At 61.9% G+C, this 16,719-nt stretch carries 15 protein-coding genes; 6 read left to right on the plus strand and 9 right to left on the minus strand.

The genetic code is table 11. The annotated features are described in order from the left end of the window. Positions 1-2 precede the first annotated feature (2 nt). Positions 3-1,190 carry a vWA domain-containing protein gene (locus tag AC6GQJ_RS03330; protein WP_500771758.1) on the plus strand — a complete coding sequence of 396 codons (1,188 nt, stop codon included), beginning with the start codon at positions 3-5 and terminating at the stop codon, positions 1,188-1,190. Here the strand turns inward: AC6GQJ_RS03330 and AC6GQJ_RS03335 are convergent. Beyond that, positions 1,187-2,791, minus strand: a complete 1,605-nt coding sequence (locus AC6GQJ_RS03335) for a calcium-binding protein (protein ID WP_500771760.1) — start codon at positions 2,789-2,791, stop codon at positions 1,187-1,189. The two genes, AC6GQJ_RS03330 and AC6GQJ_RS03335, sit on opposite strands and share 4 nt — an antisense overlap. A 209-nt stretch (positions 2,792-3,000) precedes the next feature. Here AC6GQJ_RS03335 and AC6GQJ_RS03340 point away from each other — a divergent pair, with 209 nt between their 5' ends. Further along, positions 3,001-3,690, plus strand: a complete 690-nt coding sequence (locus AC6GQJ_RS03340) for a M48 family metalloprotease (protein WP_500771762.1) — start codon at positions 3,001-3,003, stop codon at positions 3,688-3,690. Here AC6GQJ_RS03340 and AC6GQJ_RS03345 read toward each other — a convergent pair. The 5 genes from AC6GQJ_RS03345 to AC6GQJ_RS03365 all read right to left on the minus strand — a co-directional run bounded on the left by AC6GQJ_RS03345 (position 3,687) and on the right by AC6GQJ_RS03365 (position 9,328). After that, the gene (locus AC6GQJ_RS03345) at positions 3,687-4,235 is read right to left on the minus strand and encodes an RSP_2648 family PIN domain-containing protein (protein ID WP_500771764.1); all 549 of its coding nucleotides are present in this window, start codon (positions 4,233-4,235) and stop codon (positions 3,687-3,689) included. The two genes, AC6GQJ_RS03340 and AC6GQJ_RS03345, sit on opposite strands and share 4 nt — an antisense overlap. Further along, positions 4,232-5,443 (minus strand): RSP_2647 family RNA methyltransferase, encoded by a 1,212-nt coding sequence (locus tag AC6GQJ_RS03350; protein ID WP_500771766.1) that lies wholly within the window; start codon positions 5,441-5,443, stop codon positions 4,232-4,234. The genes AC6GQJ_RS03345 and AC6GQJ_RS03350 overlap by 4 nt, the downstream gene beginning before the upstream one ends. A gap of 37 nt (positions 5,444-5,480) precedes the next feature. Further along, a complete protein-coding gene (locus tag AC6GQJ_RS03355; RefSeq protein WP_500771768.1) occupies positions 5,481-6,158 on the minus strand; it encodes a DUF6778 family protein in 678 nt (225 codons plus the stop codon). A 117-nt stretch (positions 6,159-6,275) separates the two neighbouring features. Beyond that, positions 6,276-6,563, minus strand: coding sequence for a hypothetical protein (locus AC6GQJ_RS03360; protein WP_500771770.1), 288 nt, complete (start codon positions 6,561-6,563; stop codon positions 6,276-6,278). Beyond that, positions 6,560-9,328: a [protein-PII] uridylyltransferase family protein gene (locus AC6GQJ_RS03365; RefSeq protein WP_500771772.1), complete on the minus strand. Its 2,769-nt coding sequence runs from the start codon at positions 9,326-9,328 to the stop codon at positions 6,560-6,562. The genes AC6GQJ_RS03360 and AC6GQJ_RS03365 overlap by 4 nt, the downstream gene beginning before the upstream one ends. 76 nt (positions 9,329-9,404) lie before the next feature. Between AC6GQJ_RS03365 and AC6GQJ_RS03370 the strand changes: the two genes are divergently transcribed. The 4 genes from AC6GQJ_RS03370 (at position 9,405) to AC6GQJ_RS03385 (ending at position 11,805) form a co-directional block, all read left to right on the plus strand. Then, positions 9,405-9,872 carry a YbaK/EbsC family protein gene (locus AC6GQJ_RS03370; RefSeq protein WP_500771774.1) on the plus strand — a complete coding sequence of 156 codons (468 nt, stop codon included), beginning with the start codon at positions 9,405-9,407 and terminating at the stop codon, positions 9,870-9,872. 136 nt (positions 9,873-10,008) lie between these two features. Next, entirely contained in the window at positions 10,009-10,416 is a 408-nt protein-coding gene (locus tag AC6GQJ_RS03375; RefSeq protein WP_500771775.1) for a DUF2852 domain-containing protein, read from the plus strand. A 69-nt stretch (positions 10,417-10,485) separates the two neighbouring features. Next, entirely contained in the window at positions 10,486-10,920 is a 435-nt protein-coding gene (locus AC6GQJ_RS03380; protein ID WP_500771777.1) for an RDD family protein, read from the plus strand. 66 nt (positions 10,921-10,986) lie between these two features. Then, positions 10,987-11,805 (plus strand): arginyltransferase, encoded by an 819-nt coding sequence (locus AC6GQJ_RS03385; RefSeq protein ID WP_500771779.1) that lies wholly within the window; start codon positions 10,987-10,989, stop codon positions 11,803-11,805. Positions 11,806-11,990: 185 nt separating this feature from the next. Here the strand turns inward: AC6GQJ_RS03385 and AC6GQJ_RS03390 are convergent, their stop codons facing one another. The 3 genes from AC6GQJ_RS03390 to AC6GQJ_RS03400 form a co-directional block, all read right to left on the minus strand. After that, on the minus strand, positions 11,991-14,345 hold the full coding sequence (locus AC6GQJ_RS03390; RefSeq protein WP_500771781.1) for a TRAP transporter large permease: 2,355 nt from the start codon (positions 14,343-14,345) through the stop codon (positions 11,991-11,993). Between the two features lie 71 nt (positions 14,346-14,416). Continuing rightward, positions 14,417-15,373 (minus strand): TRAP transporter small permease subunit, encoded by a 957-nt coding sequence (locus tag AC6GQJ_RS03395; RefSeq protein WP_500771783.1) that lies wholly within the window; start codon positions 15,371-15,373, stop codon positions 14,417-14,419. Positions 15,374-15,489: 116 nt separating this feature from the next. After that, complete coding sequence (locus AC6GQJ_RS03400; RefSeq protein WP_500771785.1) at positions 15,490-16,575, minus strand: TRAP transporter substrate-binding protein; 1,086 nt, start codon at positions 16,573-16,575, stop codon at positions 15,490-15,492. Positions 16,576-16,719: the final 144 nt, after the last annotated feature.

The following is a 16,719-nucleotide window of genomic DNA, read 5'->3' on the forward strand; positions in this document are numbered from 1 at the left end:
CTATGTTCCTGCCCTTCTTCGAACATCTGCGCAAAGGCGGCGTGCCGGTATCCCTGCGCGAATTTCTCGCCTTTCTCGAGGCGATGAAGGCAGGGCTTGCGACCTATGACATCGAGGCGTTCTATTACCTCGCCCGCACCGCCATGGTCAAAGACGAGCGTAATATCGACAAGTTCGACCGTGCCTTTGCCGCGGCATTTGACGGGCTGGAACAGATCAGCACCGAACAGGTGCTTGAGGCCGTGGATATCCCGCAGGAATGGCTGGAAAAGCTGGCTGAAAAGCATCTGAGCGAAGAAGAACGCGCCGAGATCGAAGCGCTTGGCGGGTTCGACAAACTGATGGAGACGCTCAAGAAGCGGCTTGAGGAGCAGAAGGGCCGCCATCAGGGCGGCAGCAAATGGGTCGGCACCGCTGGCACCTCGCCCTTCGGCGCCTACGGCTACAACCCCGAAGGCGTGCGCATCGGCCAGAAAGAAAGCCGCCACGGCAAGGCGGTCAAAGTCTGGGACAAGCGTGAATTCAAGAACTTGGACGACACAGTTGAACTGGGCACCCGCAATATCAAGGTGGCCCTGAAACGCCTGCGTCGTTGGGCCCGAGACGGTGCAGCAGAAGAGTTGGATCTGAACGGCACCATCCGCGCCACAGCCGAACACGGCTATCTGGATGTGCAAACGCGTCCCGAACGAAGAAACGCCGTCAAGGTATTGTTATTCTTCGATATTGGCGGATCCATGGACCCGCATGTGAAAATCGTGGAAGAACTGTTTTCCGCCGCGAAGTCCGAGTTCAAACACCTCGAACACTTCTACTTCCACAACTGCCTTTACGAAGGGGTGTGGCGCGACAACCGCCGCCGCTGGGATGCGCAAATCCCAACCCACGAGGTGCTGCGCACCTATGGCTCTGATTACAAATGCATCTTTGTGGGCGACGCCAGCATGTCCCCTTATGAAATCGCCTATGCGGGCGGGGCCAATGAACACTGGAATGCCGAGGCAGGCCAAGTCTGGCTGGGCCGTGCGCGTGACCAGTGGCCATCGCATCTGTGGATCAATCCCGTGCCCGAGAAATACTGGGGCTACACCCATTCTATCGGCATGATTCAGGAGATTTTCGGGGCTGAGGCCATGGTGCCAATGACACTCGAAGGCCTCAGCCGCGGGATGAAGGCGCTGACGCGCTAGGCGACATCCTCCAAACTCAGGGCACTGCCGGTCACAATCTTGATGTGGTCGGGCGTCACCTCAGGTGCGCCCTCAAGATGCAGAACCACGCGATAGGTCGCGCTCAGGTCGTCCTCGACCTGCGGCAGATGGAAGGAAACGACCGTGATGTTCTGCTCGATATCGGTAAAGATCGACAGTTCGGTATCTACTTCCTCGTCCGATCCGGTCGCAAAGATCAGTTGATCCTCGCTTGGATCGAAATCCTTAACGATCGCGGGCAGCGGGCTGTCGCGCAATTCGGGCGAGAAGCCAAGCACATCCGCTCCCTCGCCCAAGCTGACCACCTGCCCCAAGATACCGTTGAACAGAACAACGTCGTCACCGGCGCCTGCGTTGATCTCCGCACCCTCATCAAACAGATCGTCCAGACCAAGGATTGTATCGTTTCCGTCTCCGCCGTCGGCATATCCGGTAAAGGTCTGGCCGAGGAACAGCTGGTCGTTGCCAAAGCCGCCTGTCACGGTGTCGGCCCCTTCGTCCGCGATCAGCACGTCGTGCCCGCGTCCGCCATCCATGATGTCATTGCCAGCACCACCGATCAGCGTGTCCTCGCCGTTGCCACCTTCCATGGTGTCATCGCCCGCGCCGCCATCCATGTAGTCCCAGCCGTTCTCACCCACCAGCAGGTCAATGTCGTCGCCACCATAGAGTGCATCATCGCCGCCGCCGCCGAACAGGTAGTCATAGCCGCCAAAGCCATACAGCGTGTCGTCGCCGTCCTCGCCATAGAGGTCATCGAGGGTCTGGTTCTCGGCATCTTCGCCGCTGTCGCCCAGCAACAGATCATTGCCAGAACCGCCGCGCAGGATGTCATAGTCGCCACCCCCGTCCAGCGTGTCGTCGCCGGCCTCGCCTTCCAGCGTGTCGGCATCATCCCCGCCGTTCAGCACGTCATCGTCCGCGCCGCCGATCAGCATGTCATAGCCCGCACCGCCGTTCAGCGTGTCAAAGCCGTCGCTGCCGTCCAGAATATCGTTGCCCGACCCGCCGTCCATCAGGTCTTGGCCGCTATTGCCGCGCAGATCGTCATCACCGGCACCGCCATTCATCACGTCACCGCCCGCGCCGCCGATCAGCAGGTCTTGCCCGCCCGATCCGTTCAGCGTGTCGATGCCCTGACCGCCGCGCAGGATGTCATCGCCCTGACCGCCACCCAGCAAGTCCTTGCCAAAGCCGCCAACCAGCGTGTCCGCGCCGTCATTACCGCGCAGCCAGTCGCCGCCGCCTTCACCCAGTAACAAATCATCGCCGTCAGACCCCAGAACGATGTCCTGTCCGGTGCCTGCCTCGACGGTGTCATTACCGGTGCCGCCATCAATAACGTCATCGTTCTGCGCCCCGCGGATCAGATCGTCACCGCCGCGCCCTGCGACCGTGTCATGGCCCGATCCCGCCTGAATGGTGTCGTCGCCTTCACCTGCGTCGATCAGGTCAGCCCCGCCGCGCGCATTTACAAAGTCATTTCCAGGCCCCGCGTCGATTGCATCAGCACCATCGGTGCCCTGAATCTCGTCGTCACCATCCGTCCCAAGCAGCGCCGCACCAGCGACACCGCCCATCAATAAAGCAATTAATCCAAGCATTTCTATAACCCCCACGGTAATGCCTGACGCTACCACAGGCGCGTCAAATCCCGAATAGAGATTTGTGTGGCCGATGCGGAAACGTACTGTTGCGTATAGCGCAACAGTTTACCCGCAAGGGTGGTATCGTCGCAGCGCGTCATGATCCGCTGGAATTCCTGCGCGCCCTGCCCCATATCTAACCTATGTTGAAATTTACCCCGATTTTGCTGGCCGTCCTTTACGGTTTGGTCATGTACCGGTTCTCGGTTTGGCGCACGTCACGCAACCTTGACGCGCAGTCCACGGAACTGGCTGATCCGCTGCTGCGGCAGATGTGTGACCAGTTGGCCGCCGCGCTCGACCTGCCGCGAATCAAGGTGCATATCTATGAAATTGACCCTGTGAATGGGCTCGCTGCGCCGGATGGGCGGATCTTTATCACCCGCGGATTTTACAACAAATTCCGCAGTGGCACCGTATCCGCGGCCGAGATGGCAAGCGTGATCGCGCACGAGTTGGGCCATGTCGCCTTGGGCCACAGCCGCCGCCGGATGATCGACTTTTCCGGCCAGAACGCGATCCGTGCCGCCCTTGGGATGGTGCTGTCGCGCTTTATCCCCGGATTGGGCATGTGGATTGCGAATGCGCTGACCTCACTGCTGGCCGCGCGCCTGTCGCGGCAGGACGAATACGAGGCCGACGCCTATGCCGCCGCGTTGCTGACCAAAGCAGGCATCGGCATCGCACCGCAAATCAGCATGTTTGAAAAGCTTGACGCCCTGACCCGTTCGGGCGGCAGCGCCCCGCCTGCATGGCTGATGAGCCATCCCAAAACGGGCGAGCGGATCAAGGCGCTGCGCGACCTTGAAGCGAAATGGCAGATCAAGTCCTAAAGCAGCCGCTCGACCGCCTTGCCAAAGCGCGGCAGGCGCGCCTTTTTCATCAACTTGCGCAGGGTCCAATCCTCGCCCGACAGGCGGCGTGCCTCGTCCAGAACGGCCAGCGCCACGGGGGCCACACGGTCGGGGTTCGCCTCGGCGCAGCCTTGCAGGTAACTGTCGGGATCGACGCGGTGCAGCCCTTCTTCGGTCAGGATATTGCGCGGGAAATCCTTGGCATTCACCGTCATGATCGCGTCTGACGATCCGGCCACGGCAGCGGCCAGTACGTGCAGGTCATTGGGGTCGGGCAGCCACAGGCGCGTCTCAAGCTCGGGCGGGTGGCGCACCGATGCGGCAGGCCATGCGGCCTGCAACATGGCGATTTCACTGCGCGCCTGCGCCTCGCCCTGCGGGCCCAGCTTGATCGCGGCGCGGGCCCATTCCTCTAGGATGCGTGGGGACCATTGTGGCGTGAACAGCCCCGTGCGCGCCACGCCCAGCACCACCTCGCGCATGACGGTGGGGTACAGGACACAGGCGTCGATCATAATCCTCATAGGCGGAAGAACAGCGCCTTGAGGTAACCGCTTTCGGCCAGTTGCGGCATCAATGGGTGGTCCGGCCCCGCATAGCCCGTGCGGATCAGCGCGGGCGTGCGCCCTGCCCGTCCGATGCCGCGCACGCAGGCGCTGCGGAACTTGTCGAGGTCGGCGGCGTGGCTGCAACTGCACAGCGCCAGAATACCGTTCGGTGCCACCAATGTGGCAGACAGGCGCGCCACCCGTTCATAAGCGCGCAGGCCCGCGTCCAGCGCCGGTTTGGCGGGTGCAAAGGCGGGCGGATCACAGATCACCAGATCGAACTGCGCGCCCTCTTCGTTCAGCGCGGTCAGCACGTCAAACGCATCGCCCTGACGCGCGGTAAAGCGGTCGGACGCGCCCATCGCTGCCGCCCCTTGGGCCGCGAGGTCCAGCGCAGGCGCGGAGCCGTCGACGCAAAGCGCCGATTGTGCGCCCCCCGCCAATGCGGCAAGGCCAAAACCGCCCACATGGGAAAACACATCCAGCACCCGCGCATCGCGCGCCAGATCGGCGGCAAAGGCGTGGTTGGGGCGCTGGTCATAGAACAGGCCGGTCTTCTGACCGCCTGTGACGTCGGCCATATAAGTGGCCCCGTTCATCTTGACGGGGATCGCGGCGTCGGGCGCGGTGCCATGTAGCACCACGTTTTCATCATCCAGCCCTTCAAGGCTACGGGCACGTCCGGCGGCGTTCTTGAACACGGTGGTGGCACCGGTCACATCCATTGCCGCCTGCGCCAGCATGTCGATGCGCGCATCGGCCCATGCCGCGTTCGGCTGAATCACCAGCACATCGTCAAACCGGTCGATCACCACACCGGGCAGGCCATCGGCCTCGGCGTGGACCAGCCGGTAGAACGGCGCATCAAACAACCGCGTGCGCAGATCAAAGGCACGCGCCAAACGTGCGGCAAACCAGTCGGTGTCGATGGTCGCCTGCACATCCATATCCACCACGCGGGCGATGATCTTGGAGGCAGGATTGACCGCCACAAGGGCAAGCGCATTGCGGTGCTCGTCCTCCAACACGGCAATCGTACCGGCGGCAAGCGCCTTGGTACGACGGTCGGTCACGACTTCGTTGGCATAGGCCCATGGAAAACCATGGCGGATCCGACGCGTGTCCATCTTGGGACGCATGCGGATTACGGGGCGGGTCTCTGTATCAGAAAGGGGCGCTGTCATAGCGCCCCTCTAATCCCTTCTGCCCGTCTGGGAAAGCTCAGAGTTGGTTCATCGCCTGAATGAGACCCAGTTGCGGGTTCTTGAACCCTTCGGCGGTGGTCAGTTCCTGACGGATCACCTCGGCCAGATGGTCCGAGATACGCACCTTCTGGGTCTGGCCACGGGCTTCGGCGGCCAATGCCTCACGCCCACCAAAGGCGTCAAGATCGGCCCGCACACGGCGTGTTTCGGCAATCTGCGCGCCGGTTTCGGCGTCCCGCAGGGTCAGGTTGAAGACGATGTTATGGACGCCGCCCGTGGTATAGCGCGCCTTTTCGGTCAGCGCGTGAAAGCGTTTCACTTCGATATCCAGTGCCACAGCGCGCGCGCCGTCCAGTTTTTCCGTGCCGCGATGCATGGCGGCGTGGAAGATGTTGGCGACCTGCGCATGACGGTCCCCGATCGGATCCTCGCGCCAGACGATATCGCTTTTGGGCAGATAGCGGTTGGCCTCGGACACGGTCAGGGCGCGGGGAACACGCACGGTGATATTGTCGACCCGCACATCCGTTGCGGATGTAACCAGCATTGCCGCCGGCAATGTTTCAGTGCTGATCGCGCCAGCGATCGACGCCGCTTGAAACGGTGCTGTGTTCCGCGTGGCGACGTTCGTATCTGCACAGGCCGAAACAAGGCCACCCATCGCTAACATCACTACCAATTTCAAACGTTGCATTTGTACTCTCCGGTTTGGCACGGGTGAGGGCCGTGCGATCTGGTGCCGAAGGGAATGCCTGCGAAACAGGGCGGAAATGCGACCAATTTTGTTCAAATTCGGGGTGTTTTGGTGTTCTCAACTGGGGCGGGTGCGGCTGCGCCAGCCGCCGCGACGGCGCGGTTTCATCATGGTCTGGCGCCCGTCGGTCAGTACTTGGGTCATCGGATGATCCGCGTTTTCGCCACCATAGCGCGCCAGCAGCGCATCAATGGTGCGGCCTGTATCCTGCGCGTCCGGCAGGCTAAGCGCCCAGTCCAGAAAGATGGTGCGGCATTCGGCCAGCGTGATCCCGTCAATGCGGTAAGCCTCGTAGATCAGCCCCTTGGGATCCTGCTCATCCCCTTTCAGCCCTTTCGGAGTCATGCGCCGTTCCCTGCCTTTTGTGCGCCGTGAACGGCGGCGTCGATGATCTCGGCCGCTTGGGCATGGGCCTGCGACAGGTGATGTTCGGCGCTGGCCAGATCCTCCTGCCCCGTGGCACGCACCAGCACCGCCAGACCGCCCGTGCCCACCGCCTCGATCCGGATCGGTCCGGTACTAAGCAGGCGGGACGCCATCTGCACGCGCCACAGCATCTCGTGAGTCTGCGCCAATAGCTGCGCCTGCGCGTCGTCCAGCAGTCCGGCCTGCACGCAGGCCTGCAAGCCCACGGCCACATCCGACCCTGCATTGGCGGTCAGCACGATGCCGGTCTGCGACAACAACTCGATATCCTGCATCCGCCCTGCACCGCTTTTGGCGTCCCAGACGCTGGTCGGGGGTTTCGCCGCCGCGAGCCGCCCACGCATTTCGGCCAAATCGACCAGCACCTGATCGGGATCGCGCGGCTTGGCCAGCACCTCGGCACGAAAGGCAGTGATGTCCTGCGCCAGATCCTCGGGCCCCGCGATACAGGCAGCGCGCACAAGGGCCAGATGTTCCCACAGCCACGCATCATTGCTCTGATAGCTTTGGAAAGCCGCCCAACTGGTCGCCACCGGCCCCTGATTGCCAGAGGGGCGCAAACGCATGTCAGCCTCGTAAAGCCGCCCCTGCGCCGTTTGCGCGGTGATGGCGGTGATCATCGCCTGCGTCAGCTTGGCGTAATAGGGCCGCACCGGCAGCGGTTTGCGCCCCTCGGAATACTCGGCACCGTCAGGGTCATAGATCACGATCATATCAAGGTCGGAATGCGGGGTCAGCACACCCGCGCCAAGGCTGCCCATCGCCAGAATGACCGCCCCGCGTCCCGGTGGCGGGCCGTAGCGTTCGCAAAAATGCGCCTCGACCTCGGGCCAGAGCGCGATAAGCGCCGCGCGCGCCAGATCGGCATATTGGCGGCCTGCCTCTTCGGCAGAAGTCAGCGCGCGCAGATGGTGCACGCCCACGCGGAAATGCCACTCCTTCGCCCATGCACGGATCGCGTCCAGCTTGGCCTCGTAATCATTCTCGGCATGCATCCTCAGGGCCGCTTCGGTCGCCAGCGCATCCCGTCCCGGCCATGGCGCAAAGAAACTGCCCCCGATCACCGCGTCCAGCACACCCGCATTGCGCGACAGATAGCCCGCCAGCGCGGGCGAGGTTGTCACGATGTCGATCAACAGGTCCACAAGCTGCGGATTGGCCTCGAACAGGGCAAACAACTGCACCCCTGCGGGCAACCCTTCGAGGAAACCGTCAAAAGCGGCCAGCGCCTCTTGGGGCTTGCCCGCCGCGCCCAGACGGGCGGCAAGCTGCGGTTCGATCCGTTCAAACAGCGCCGCGCCCCGTTCCGAACGCAGGGCGGGATAGTTGCGCCAGCGGGACTTGATGGCGCTGTCGATCTCGAACTCGGTCTCTGGCGGGGCATCGGTGCTGGGTGCGAAAAAGCCTTCGGTCTCGGTATGAACGGCGGACAGGCGGTCGCGCAGCTCGGCCTCCAGATCGGGGCGGTCGCGGTCCATCATTGCCGCCAGCCGGTCAAAGCCGGTTTCCGAAGTGGGCAGCGCGTGGGTCTGCGCATCGCGCACCATCTGCACGCGGTGTTCGACCGTGCGGGCAAAGCGGTAGTGATCGCTCAGGCTGTCGGCGAGGCTCTGGTCGACCCAGCCCTTTTCCGCCAGCGCCGCCAACCCTTCGCAGGTGGCGCGCACCCGCAGGCCCGGATCGCGCCCGCCGGAAATCAACTGGCGGGTCTGGGTGAAAAACTCGATCTCGCGGATGCCACCGCGTCCCAGTTTCATGTTGTGCCCCGGCAAGGTGATCGGCCCGCCGGTGCCTTTGTGGGCGCGGATCGCAAGGCGCATGTCATGGGCATCCTGCACGGCAGCAAAGTCGAGGTGACGCCGCCACACGAAGGGGCGCAATGTCTCAAGAAACTCGGCCCCCGCCGCCAGATCGCCCGCGCAGGGGCGCGCTTTGATATAGGCGGCGCGCTCCCATGTGCGCCCAAGGCTTTCGTAATAGCGTTCCGCCGCGCCGGTGGACACAACCAGCGGCGTGACCGCCGGATCGGGGCGCAGCCGCAAATCGGTGCGGAACACATAGCCGTCGCCCGTCAGATCGTTCAGCACGCCCGACATGTCCTGCACCGCCTTGACGCAGGCCTTGCGCACCAGCGCGTGATCCGCCGGATCGTGGCGGGTTTCGTCAAACAGGCAGATCAGGTCGATATCGGACGAATAGTTCAACTCGTGCGCGCCCATCTTGCCCATGGCGAGCACGAACAGACCCACATCGGGATCCTTCAGCTTGCCGCGTTTGACCTGCGCCGCAATCGCCGCGCTTAGCGCCACATCGCAACTCATATCGGCCAAGCCGGTCAACGCGCCCGTCACCTGTTCCAGCGACCACGCGCCGCCCAGATCGGCCAAGGCGGCCAGCAGCGCAACGCGCCGTTTAGCCTGCCGCAGCGCAGGACGCAGCGCGTCCAGATCCCCCTCGGGCGGGCGCAACAGGTCCGCCATCGCCGCATTCGTGTCCTCAAGCGCTTCGGGCAGCCACGCGGCTTCTTGCCCGATCAGGGTGGCAAGGAACGGGCTGCACGACGCCGCCCCATGCACCAGATCGCGAAGCGGCCCAGACAGCGAAGGCACATACGTCAGGGCATCGGCCCCAAGGTCGGGGTCAAAGGGACGCGGCATCCGCGTGAGATGATTAACCAGTTTCATGCCGCCACCATCAAAGCGGCAGGCGGCGGCGTCAATGCCCCTTGCAGCCGCTTTTCGACCGATGCAGGGTCGCGCCATGAGTAAAAGCCTGAAACGCGTGACCCGCGCCTTGGATGCGGCCGGGATCGACACCGAAATCCGTGAAACCGCCGCCGCCCGCACCGCCGCGGAGGCGGCAGCGGCCCTTGGCTGCGAAATCGACCAGATCGCGAAATCCATCATCTTTCGCGGAGAAGAAAACCAGCAGGCCATCCTGTTCATTACCGCCGGCGGCAACCGCGTCGACGCGGCCAAGGCCTCGGTCTGCGCGGGCGAAGCGTTGGGCAAGGCCGACGCGGGACTGATCCGTGCGCAGACCGGTTTTGCCATCGGCGGCGTGTCCCCCGTTGGCCACCTGAACCCGATACGGGCGTTCTACGACCCCAAACTGATGGATTTCGAGGTGATCTGGGCCGCAGCGGGCACGCCGCACCATGTTTTCCGCGCGACACCGGCGGAGCTGCTGGAAATATCCGGCGCGCAAGCGGCTGATTTTACTACCTAATCCACGCTTATGTAAAAAACATTCACATTAAGCCTTGCAAGGTGCGGGTGCGATACCAATCTAGGTAATGTGAAAGGCATTCACATAGCAACGCAACAGACAGGGCCACGCCCTGACACATCCGAAAGGTTTGACAATGACATCCATGTCCACGACCGCACCGGCGTCCCAAGCCCCGAGCGGCTGGTTCTCCCGCACTGAACGCTGGCTTGACGACAAAGGCAAAGGTGCCTGGATCGCGGCCATGGTTCTCGGCTTCGTCTTCTTCTGGCCCGTTGGCCTCGCCATTCTGTTCTACATGATCTGGAGTAAACGCATGTTCTCGAAATCCTGCCGCACCACCCGCATGAGCCACGGAATGACCGCCATGCGCCCCACAGGCAACGCGGCGTTCGACGCCTACAAGAACGACACGCTGCGCCGCCTTGAAGAGGAACAGCACAATTTCGAAGCCTTCCTTGAACGCCTGCGCGAAGCCAAGGACAAATCGGAATTCGACCAGTTCATGGACGAACGCGCAAACGCCGCGAAGTCCGACGACTAAGCTACGCCAATCCGGTCCCCCGATCTGCGGGGGGCCGTTCCCTTATTCCCGCCGCCGGAGCGCCCCTAGATGCACCTCGCCGATCCCCTGACACAGCCCCAATTCTACCGCGACGTGGCAATGAAACGTCTGCTGGCATGGGGCGTTGACGTCCTACTTGTGTTCCTGATCAGCCTGCTGATCGTGCCGTTTACTGCCTTTGTGGCCCTGTTCTTTTTCTTCGGGCTGATGGCGGTGGTCGGGTTTGTCTACCGCGTCATCACCCTCGCAACCGGTTCGGCCACATGGGGCATGCGCCTGATGGCCCTTGAAATCCGCGACGCATCCGGCGCACGGCTCGACCTCGGGCACGCCTTTTTGCACACGCTCGGCTATACGGTCAGCTGGACAGTTGCGCCGCTGCAATTGATCTCGATCGTGCTGATGGCCACCTCCAACCGCGGTCAGGGTCTGACCGACATGGTACTGGGCACAGCGGCAATGAATCGCAAGGCGCGCGCCTAGGGTCGTTCTGCACTTGCCACAGGACACAGCATCGGTATCATCCTGCCCAGTTCAGTCAGGATACCGATGCGCCACACGCTTCCCATTGCCCCGCAATTCTATGTGACAGCCCCGCAACCCTGCCCATATCTGGACGGGCGGATGGAGCGTAAGCTGTTCACGGCGCTGCAAGGCGACAACGCCGAAAAGCTCAATAATAGCCTGAGCCAACAAGGGTTTAGACGCTCGCAGAACGTGCTTTACCGGCCATCCTGCGCCGATTGCTCGGCCTGTCTGTCGGCGCGGATCGACGTGTCGGCCTTTGCCCCAAGCAAGAGCCAGCGGCGTGCGATCAACCGCAATGCGGACCTTGAACGCCGCGCCACATCACCATGGGCAACCGAGGACCAGTACGAGCTGTTCCGCACCTATCTCGACAGCCGCCATGCCGATGGCGGCATGGCCGATATGGACGTGTTCGAATTCGCCGCCATGATCGAGGAAACCCCGATCCGCAGCCGCGTCATCGAATACACCGATACCAACACCCGCGCCCTCACCGGCGTCAGCCTGACGGACGTGCTGAGCGACGGGCTCAGCATGGTTTACAGCTTTTACCGCCCCGACGCGCCACGCCGGTCGCTGGGCACCTACATGATCCTCGACCACATCCGCATCGCACAAGAGGCGAACCTGCCTTACGTCTATCTGGGCTACTGGGTGCCGGGCAGCCAGAAGATGGGGTACAAATCAAACTTCGCAGGGCTTGAGGTCTACTTGGGTGGTAGCTGGCAAAAGATGCCGGACCCCAAGAATTTTGAACCCAACTCGCACCCGCTCTCGACCGATCCCATCGCGGAACAGGTCGCCAATATCTCCCTCCCCGACACTCGCCCCACGCGCTAGTCCTGCCTGATGCGCAGACTGCGCCCGTCTTTGGGTTAAAAATACCTAAAGCACCTCCGTCGACGCGCGCGCCGTCGCCAGTTCGGGGCCAACAGCACTCAACCAGCCAGAAAGAAAAAGGGCGGCCCGCAAGGACCGCCCTTCGTATTTCATCATGGCTCCGGTCGCATCCAACCGCGCCCCGATCAGTTCGGGATCAGATCCGGTATCAGCGTCACAATCCCCGGGAAGGTCCACAGCAGGGCCAGCCCCGCCACCTGAATCAGGACAAAGGGAATGATGCCGCGATAGATGTGGCCGGTCGTCACTTCCTTCGGTGCCACCCCGCGCAGATAAAACAAGGCAAAGCCGAAGGGCGGCGTCAGGAACGATGTTTGCAGGTTCACCGCGATCATGATCGTCACCCATTTCGGATCGAACGTGCCGCCATAGATCACCGGCCCCACAATCGGGATCACGATGTAGATGATCTCGAGGAAGTCGAGCACAAAGCCCAGCACGAACAACACCAGCATCACAATCAGGAAGACCGTGAACTCGTTGTCAAAGGACTTGAGGAACTGCTGGATGTAATGCTCACCACCGAAGGAGATCACCACAAGGTTCAGCAATTGCGAGCCGATCAGAATGGTGAAGACCATGGACGTCACCTTGGCCGTTTCGCGTACCACAGGCGACAGCACGCCCGAGGTCCACAGCACGTAGCAGCTGAACAGCAACCCGAACAGCGCATAGAGATAGGCCGCATAGGCTGCAAAGAAGGCAATCCAGCTTTGCGCGGTGACGGTTTCCTGATTGATCCGCAGATCGAAGTTCACGCCGATCAGGATGCAGATGATGATCGCCAGCGTGGACCAGATGATGACACGCGGGTTGCGGTCCTGATCGCGCAGCTTGCGATAGGCGGCCAGCATGATCGCCCCCCCTGCCCCAAGCGCCGCTGCGGGCGTCGGGTTGGTGATCCCGCCAAGGATCGACCCCAGCACCGCCACGATGAGGATCAGCGGTGGGAAGACCACGCGGATCAGCTCGTTTCCGGCACAGCGCTTGGCACCTTCGACAACACCATAGAGGACCAGTGCGAAGGGGATCGCCATGACGGCCACGTAATACCCTGACGAGTTCAGCGGCCCGATCAGCGCGATGTCCACCAGCAGTGCCAGCACAATCCCGACCCCGCCGATCAGCAAGGGCTGCGGATCACGGCTGGGCGCGATGCCGCGCGCGGTGGTGAGGATCAAGCCCAGAAGGATCAGCAGGATCGCCGTGCCGGTGCCGATTGGTGCAGCATTTTCAACCTTGGCCTCAATGGCGGCACTCAGCTCTTCTTCGGTCAGGCGCTCGGATTCCTGCACGCCACCTGCGGCTGCGATTTCTTCCTGCTGGGCCACGGCGGTATCCCACGCCTCTTGCCCATGCAGTTCGATCATCGCCGCTTTACATTCGTCCCCAACATTGGTGCGCAGCGACGCCGCCGCCCCGATGTCCGAGAATGAGGACACGGTGGTCGACTGGCTGCCCACGATGTTCACAGTGCCCAGAAGGATGGTGCCGACCACCAGCAGGATGGGCGCACCAAGGAACCATGTGAACGCTTCGGAACGCGTAACAGGCTCGGCGCTGGTGGTGCCCATTTCGACCGCAGGGGCCTTGTCGGGGTTCAGCAACGCATAGCCAAAGGCATAGAGTGCATACAGCAGTGCCAGCAGGATGCCAGGCAGCAGCGCCGCTTGGAACAGCGTGCCTACCGAAACCACGGCAGGCTCACCCAGATAGGTCAGCGCGTCGGTACAGCCCGCAGTCTGGGCGCGCGCCTCTTGCGCGGCGGAGTACAGATCACCCGCCAGTGTGCCCAGCAGAACGATCACGATAGACGGCGGAATGATCTGCCCAAGCGTGCCCGAAGCCGCGATGACACCCGTGGACAGTTCGGGCGAATAGCCGTTGCGCAGCATGGTCGGCAGGGCGAGCAAGCCCATGGTCACCACGGTCGCGCCCACAATACCGGTCGAAGCCGCAAGGAACGCGCCCACCACGACGATGGACACCGCAAGACCGCCCGGCAGCGGGCCGAAGACCCGCGCCATCGTGGTCAGCAGGTCGTTGGCAATTTTGGAACGTTCGAGCGTGATGCCCATCAGAACAAACATCAGAACGGCCAGCAGTGTTTCGATCGACTGCCCCGCCAGAACCCGTTCGTTCATCCGGTTCACCACGAAGGACACATTGCGGTCCAGTGCGACTTCCCAGCCCGAGGGGAACACCGATTCCGCCACACGCGGCAGGTCGGGATAGCGGAAGACGCTGATCGTATCCGCCTTCACCCCGCTGTTCACCAGATCGCGATACATCTGGCTGGATTGGTCAATCGCCTGATGGATCAGCAACCCCGCACTGTCGAGCGCCGCAATGATCCCGAAGGAGATCACCCCCGCACCGCCAATGGCAAACGCCACCGGAAATCCCGAAAGAATGCCGCCAAATAGGCAGGCAAAGACGATGATCAGGCCGATCTCTACGCCATCAAGTCCAAACAACATCGCTTTTCCGTCCCTGTCTTATTCTTGAGTTTCCGGCCCGAACGCTGGCGCGTCCTGTCTGCCAGTGCCCGTTAGTGTGTGCCTTCGTACGCTTCTTCGCCTGCACCGAGGCTGTCGCGATCAAGGTATTTGTCTTCGCTTTCCTCGCCCTCTTTCCATTCGAGATAAGAGCGCATGAAAAACGCGATGCCGTGGATAAAGACCATGCCCGCGAACACGACCAGAAGGATCTTGAACAGAAAGTAGCCGTTGAACCCGTTCGGGCTGAACCCGATGGTCTCGACGCTCCAGCGCACGGCGCGCGAGGACCGCATCAGGCGTTCAAGGTCATAGCTGGCCGCAGGGTTCGGCGTGATCAGGTGGCGCCACAGGAAGTACCAGCCATAAAGCCAGATCAGCACCGCCGTCGGCACCATAAAGATCAGCGAACCGATCATGTCGATCATGCGTTTGGCGCGGTGGCTGACGGCAGCATAGACTAGGTCAACCCGCACATGTCCGCCCTGCACAAAGGTGTAAGTCACGCAAAGACAGACGACCAAGGCATTGTAAAGTTTCAGTTCTTCGGCAAACCACGAGATGTCGAATTGCAGCGGAATGCCAAAGCCGAACGAGATGTCGGGCCGTGTAAAGATACGCTGCATGAACACGATGATGATCTGTTGCAGCACCATGAGCAGACCCGCCCACGCGGCCAAGCGGCCCACGCCGTTCGCCATCCCTTCCAGCGCACGCACGCAGCCCCACATGAAGCTGTTGCGCCACATGCCCACCGCGATGACGGTCAGCACGACCGCCAGCACACAGAAGAAGAACTCCTGAGAGCCACCGTAATAGACGAACCGCATCAGCGATTCCTTGTCTTCGGTGGTGTTGGCCCAGCTGAGCCAATCCAGCCACGACGCCGGATGCGTGATCGCATAAAAGAGGTTGTAAAAGCCCATGGCGAGGCTGTGGATGAACCACCAAAGGCCTTCGCCCAAAGCCACAAAAAAACCGCCAGCCTCGGCGCTGTTCTCGTTGTCCATCGTTCCCCCCCTCGCTGTGCGTGGCGATCTGTTGCGCCTTGCGTCACCGCGTTATTCTAACTGCTCCAAGGGCCCCGCGACGGGGCCCTTGGTGGTCTTGGTCCAAATGGTAAGGCTTAGCCGCCCAGCACGCGCACGCGCTGTTCGACATAGTAGCCGTCGGATTTGTTGATCCAGCTTGCGGATGTCGCGAGGCTTTCTTCGAAGGACGCGCGTGTACGGGCGAACAGTTCGTCGTCCATGTTCTCGTCCATGACCTCGGCAGAGGCGCGGCCGAACGCATCCCAGACGTCATCGCTGAACTGCAGCGTTTTGACGCCCTGCTGTTGCAGACGCGCAAGGGCTGCACCGTTGTTGGCCAGTGTCTCGGACAGCTGGTAGTGCGTTGTCGCGCGTGCGGCACCTTTCATGATCGCCTGATGTGCAGGCGACAGGTCGTTCCACACGTCGAGGTTCATGTTGGCGGCCAGCGCCGAACCTGGCTCGTGGAAACCGGCAGTGTAGTAGACTTTGGCAACCTCTTGGAAGCCGGCGCGTTCGTCGGCCATCGGGCCAACCCACTCCAGACCGTCCAGAGCACCGGAAGACAGCGCCTGATACAGTTCGCCGCCTGGAATGTTCTGAACGGATGCGCCCAGTTTACCCAGAACCTTGCCGCCCAGACCTGGCATACGGAATTTCAGACCGTTGAAGTCGTCAGCCGAACCGATTTCGTTGCGGAACCAGCCACCGGACTGCGAACCGGAGTTCCCTGCCAGCAGACCTTTGAGGTTGAAGATTTCGCCCAGCTCGTCGTGCAGTTCCTGACCGCCGCCATGCTCGTACCAGTTGGTGACTTCCTGCGCGGTGCCACCGAATGGAACGGCTGTGTAATAGGCGAATGCAGGGTGCTGGCCGATGAAATAGTAGTCTGCCGAGTGATACATGTCGGCCTGACCGGAGGACACGGCGTCGAATACTTCGAACGCGCCAACCAGTTCGCCAGGTGCTTTTTTGTCGATGGTCAGGTTGCCATCGGACATTTCGCCCACGAATTGCTCAAGGTAGCTGGCCGCGTCATCCAGAACCGCAAAGCCGCGTGGCCAGGATGTGACCATTGTCAGCGTGCGCTTGCCTTGCGCGTAAACCGGTGCCGCGAGTGTTGTTGCAGCGGCTGCGCCACCGCCAAGTGCAGATGTCTTCAGAAATGAACGACGGTCCATTTTGTACTCCTCCCAGAATATTGCGAACGGTTCGTCACATGCAGCGCGACCGTTTCGAGTGTCGTCACACTACCGAAGCGCGCGGCGATGGGAATACCTAGAACTGCGTAGATGGCACCGAAAATACCCCCTGCGGTCGGAAAA

The sequence above is a fragment of the Tateyamaria sp. 7Alg 36 genome (assembly GCF_059882455.1).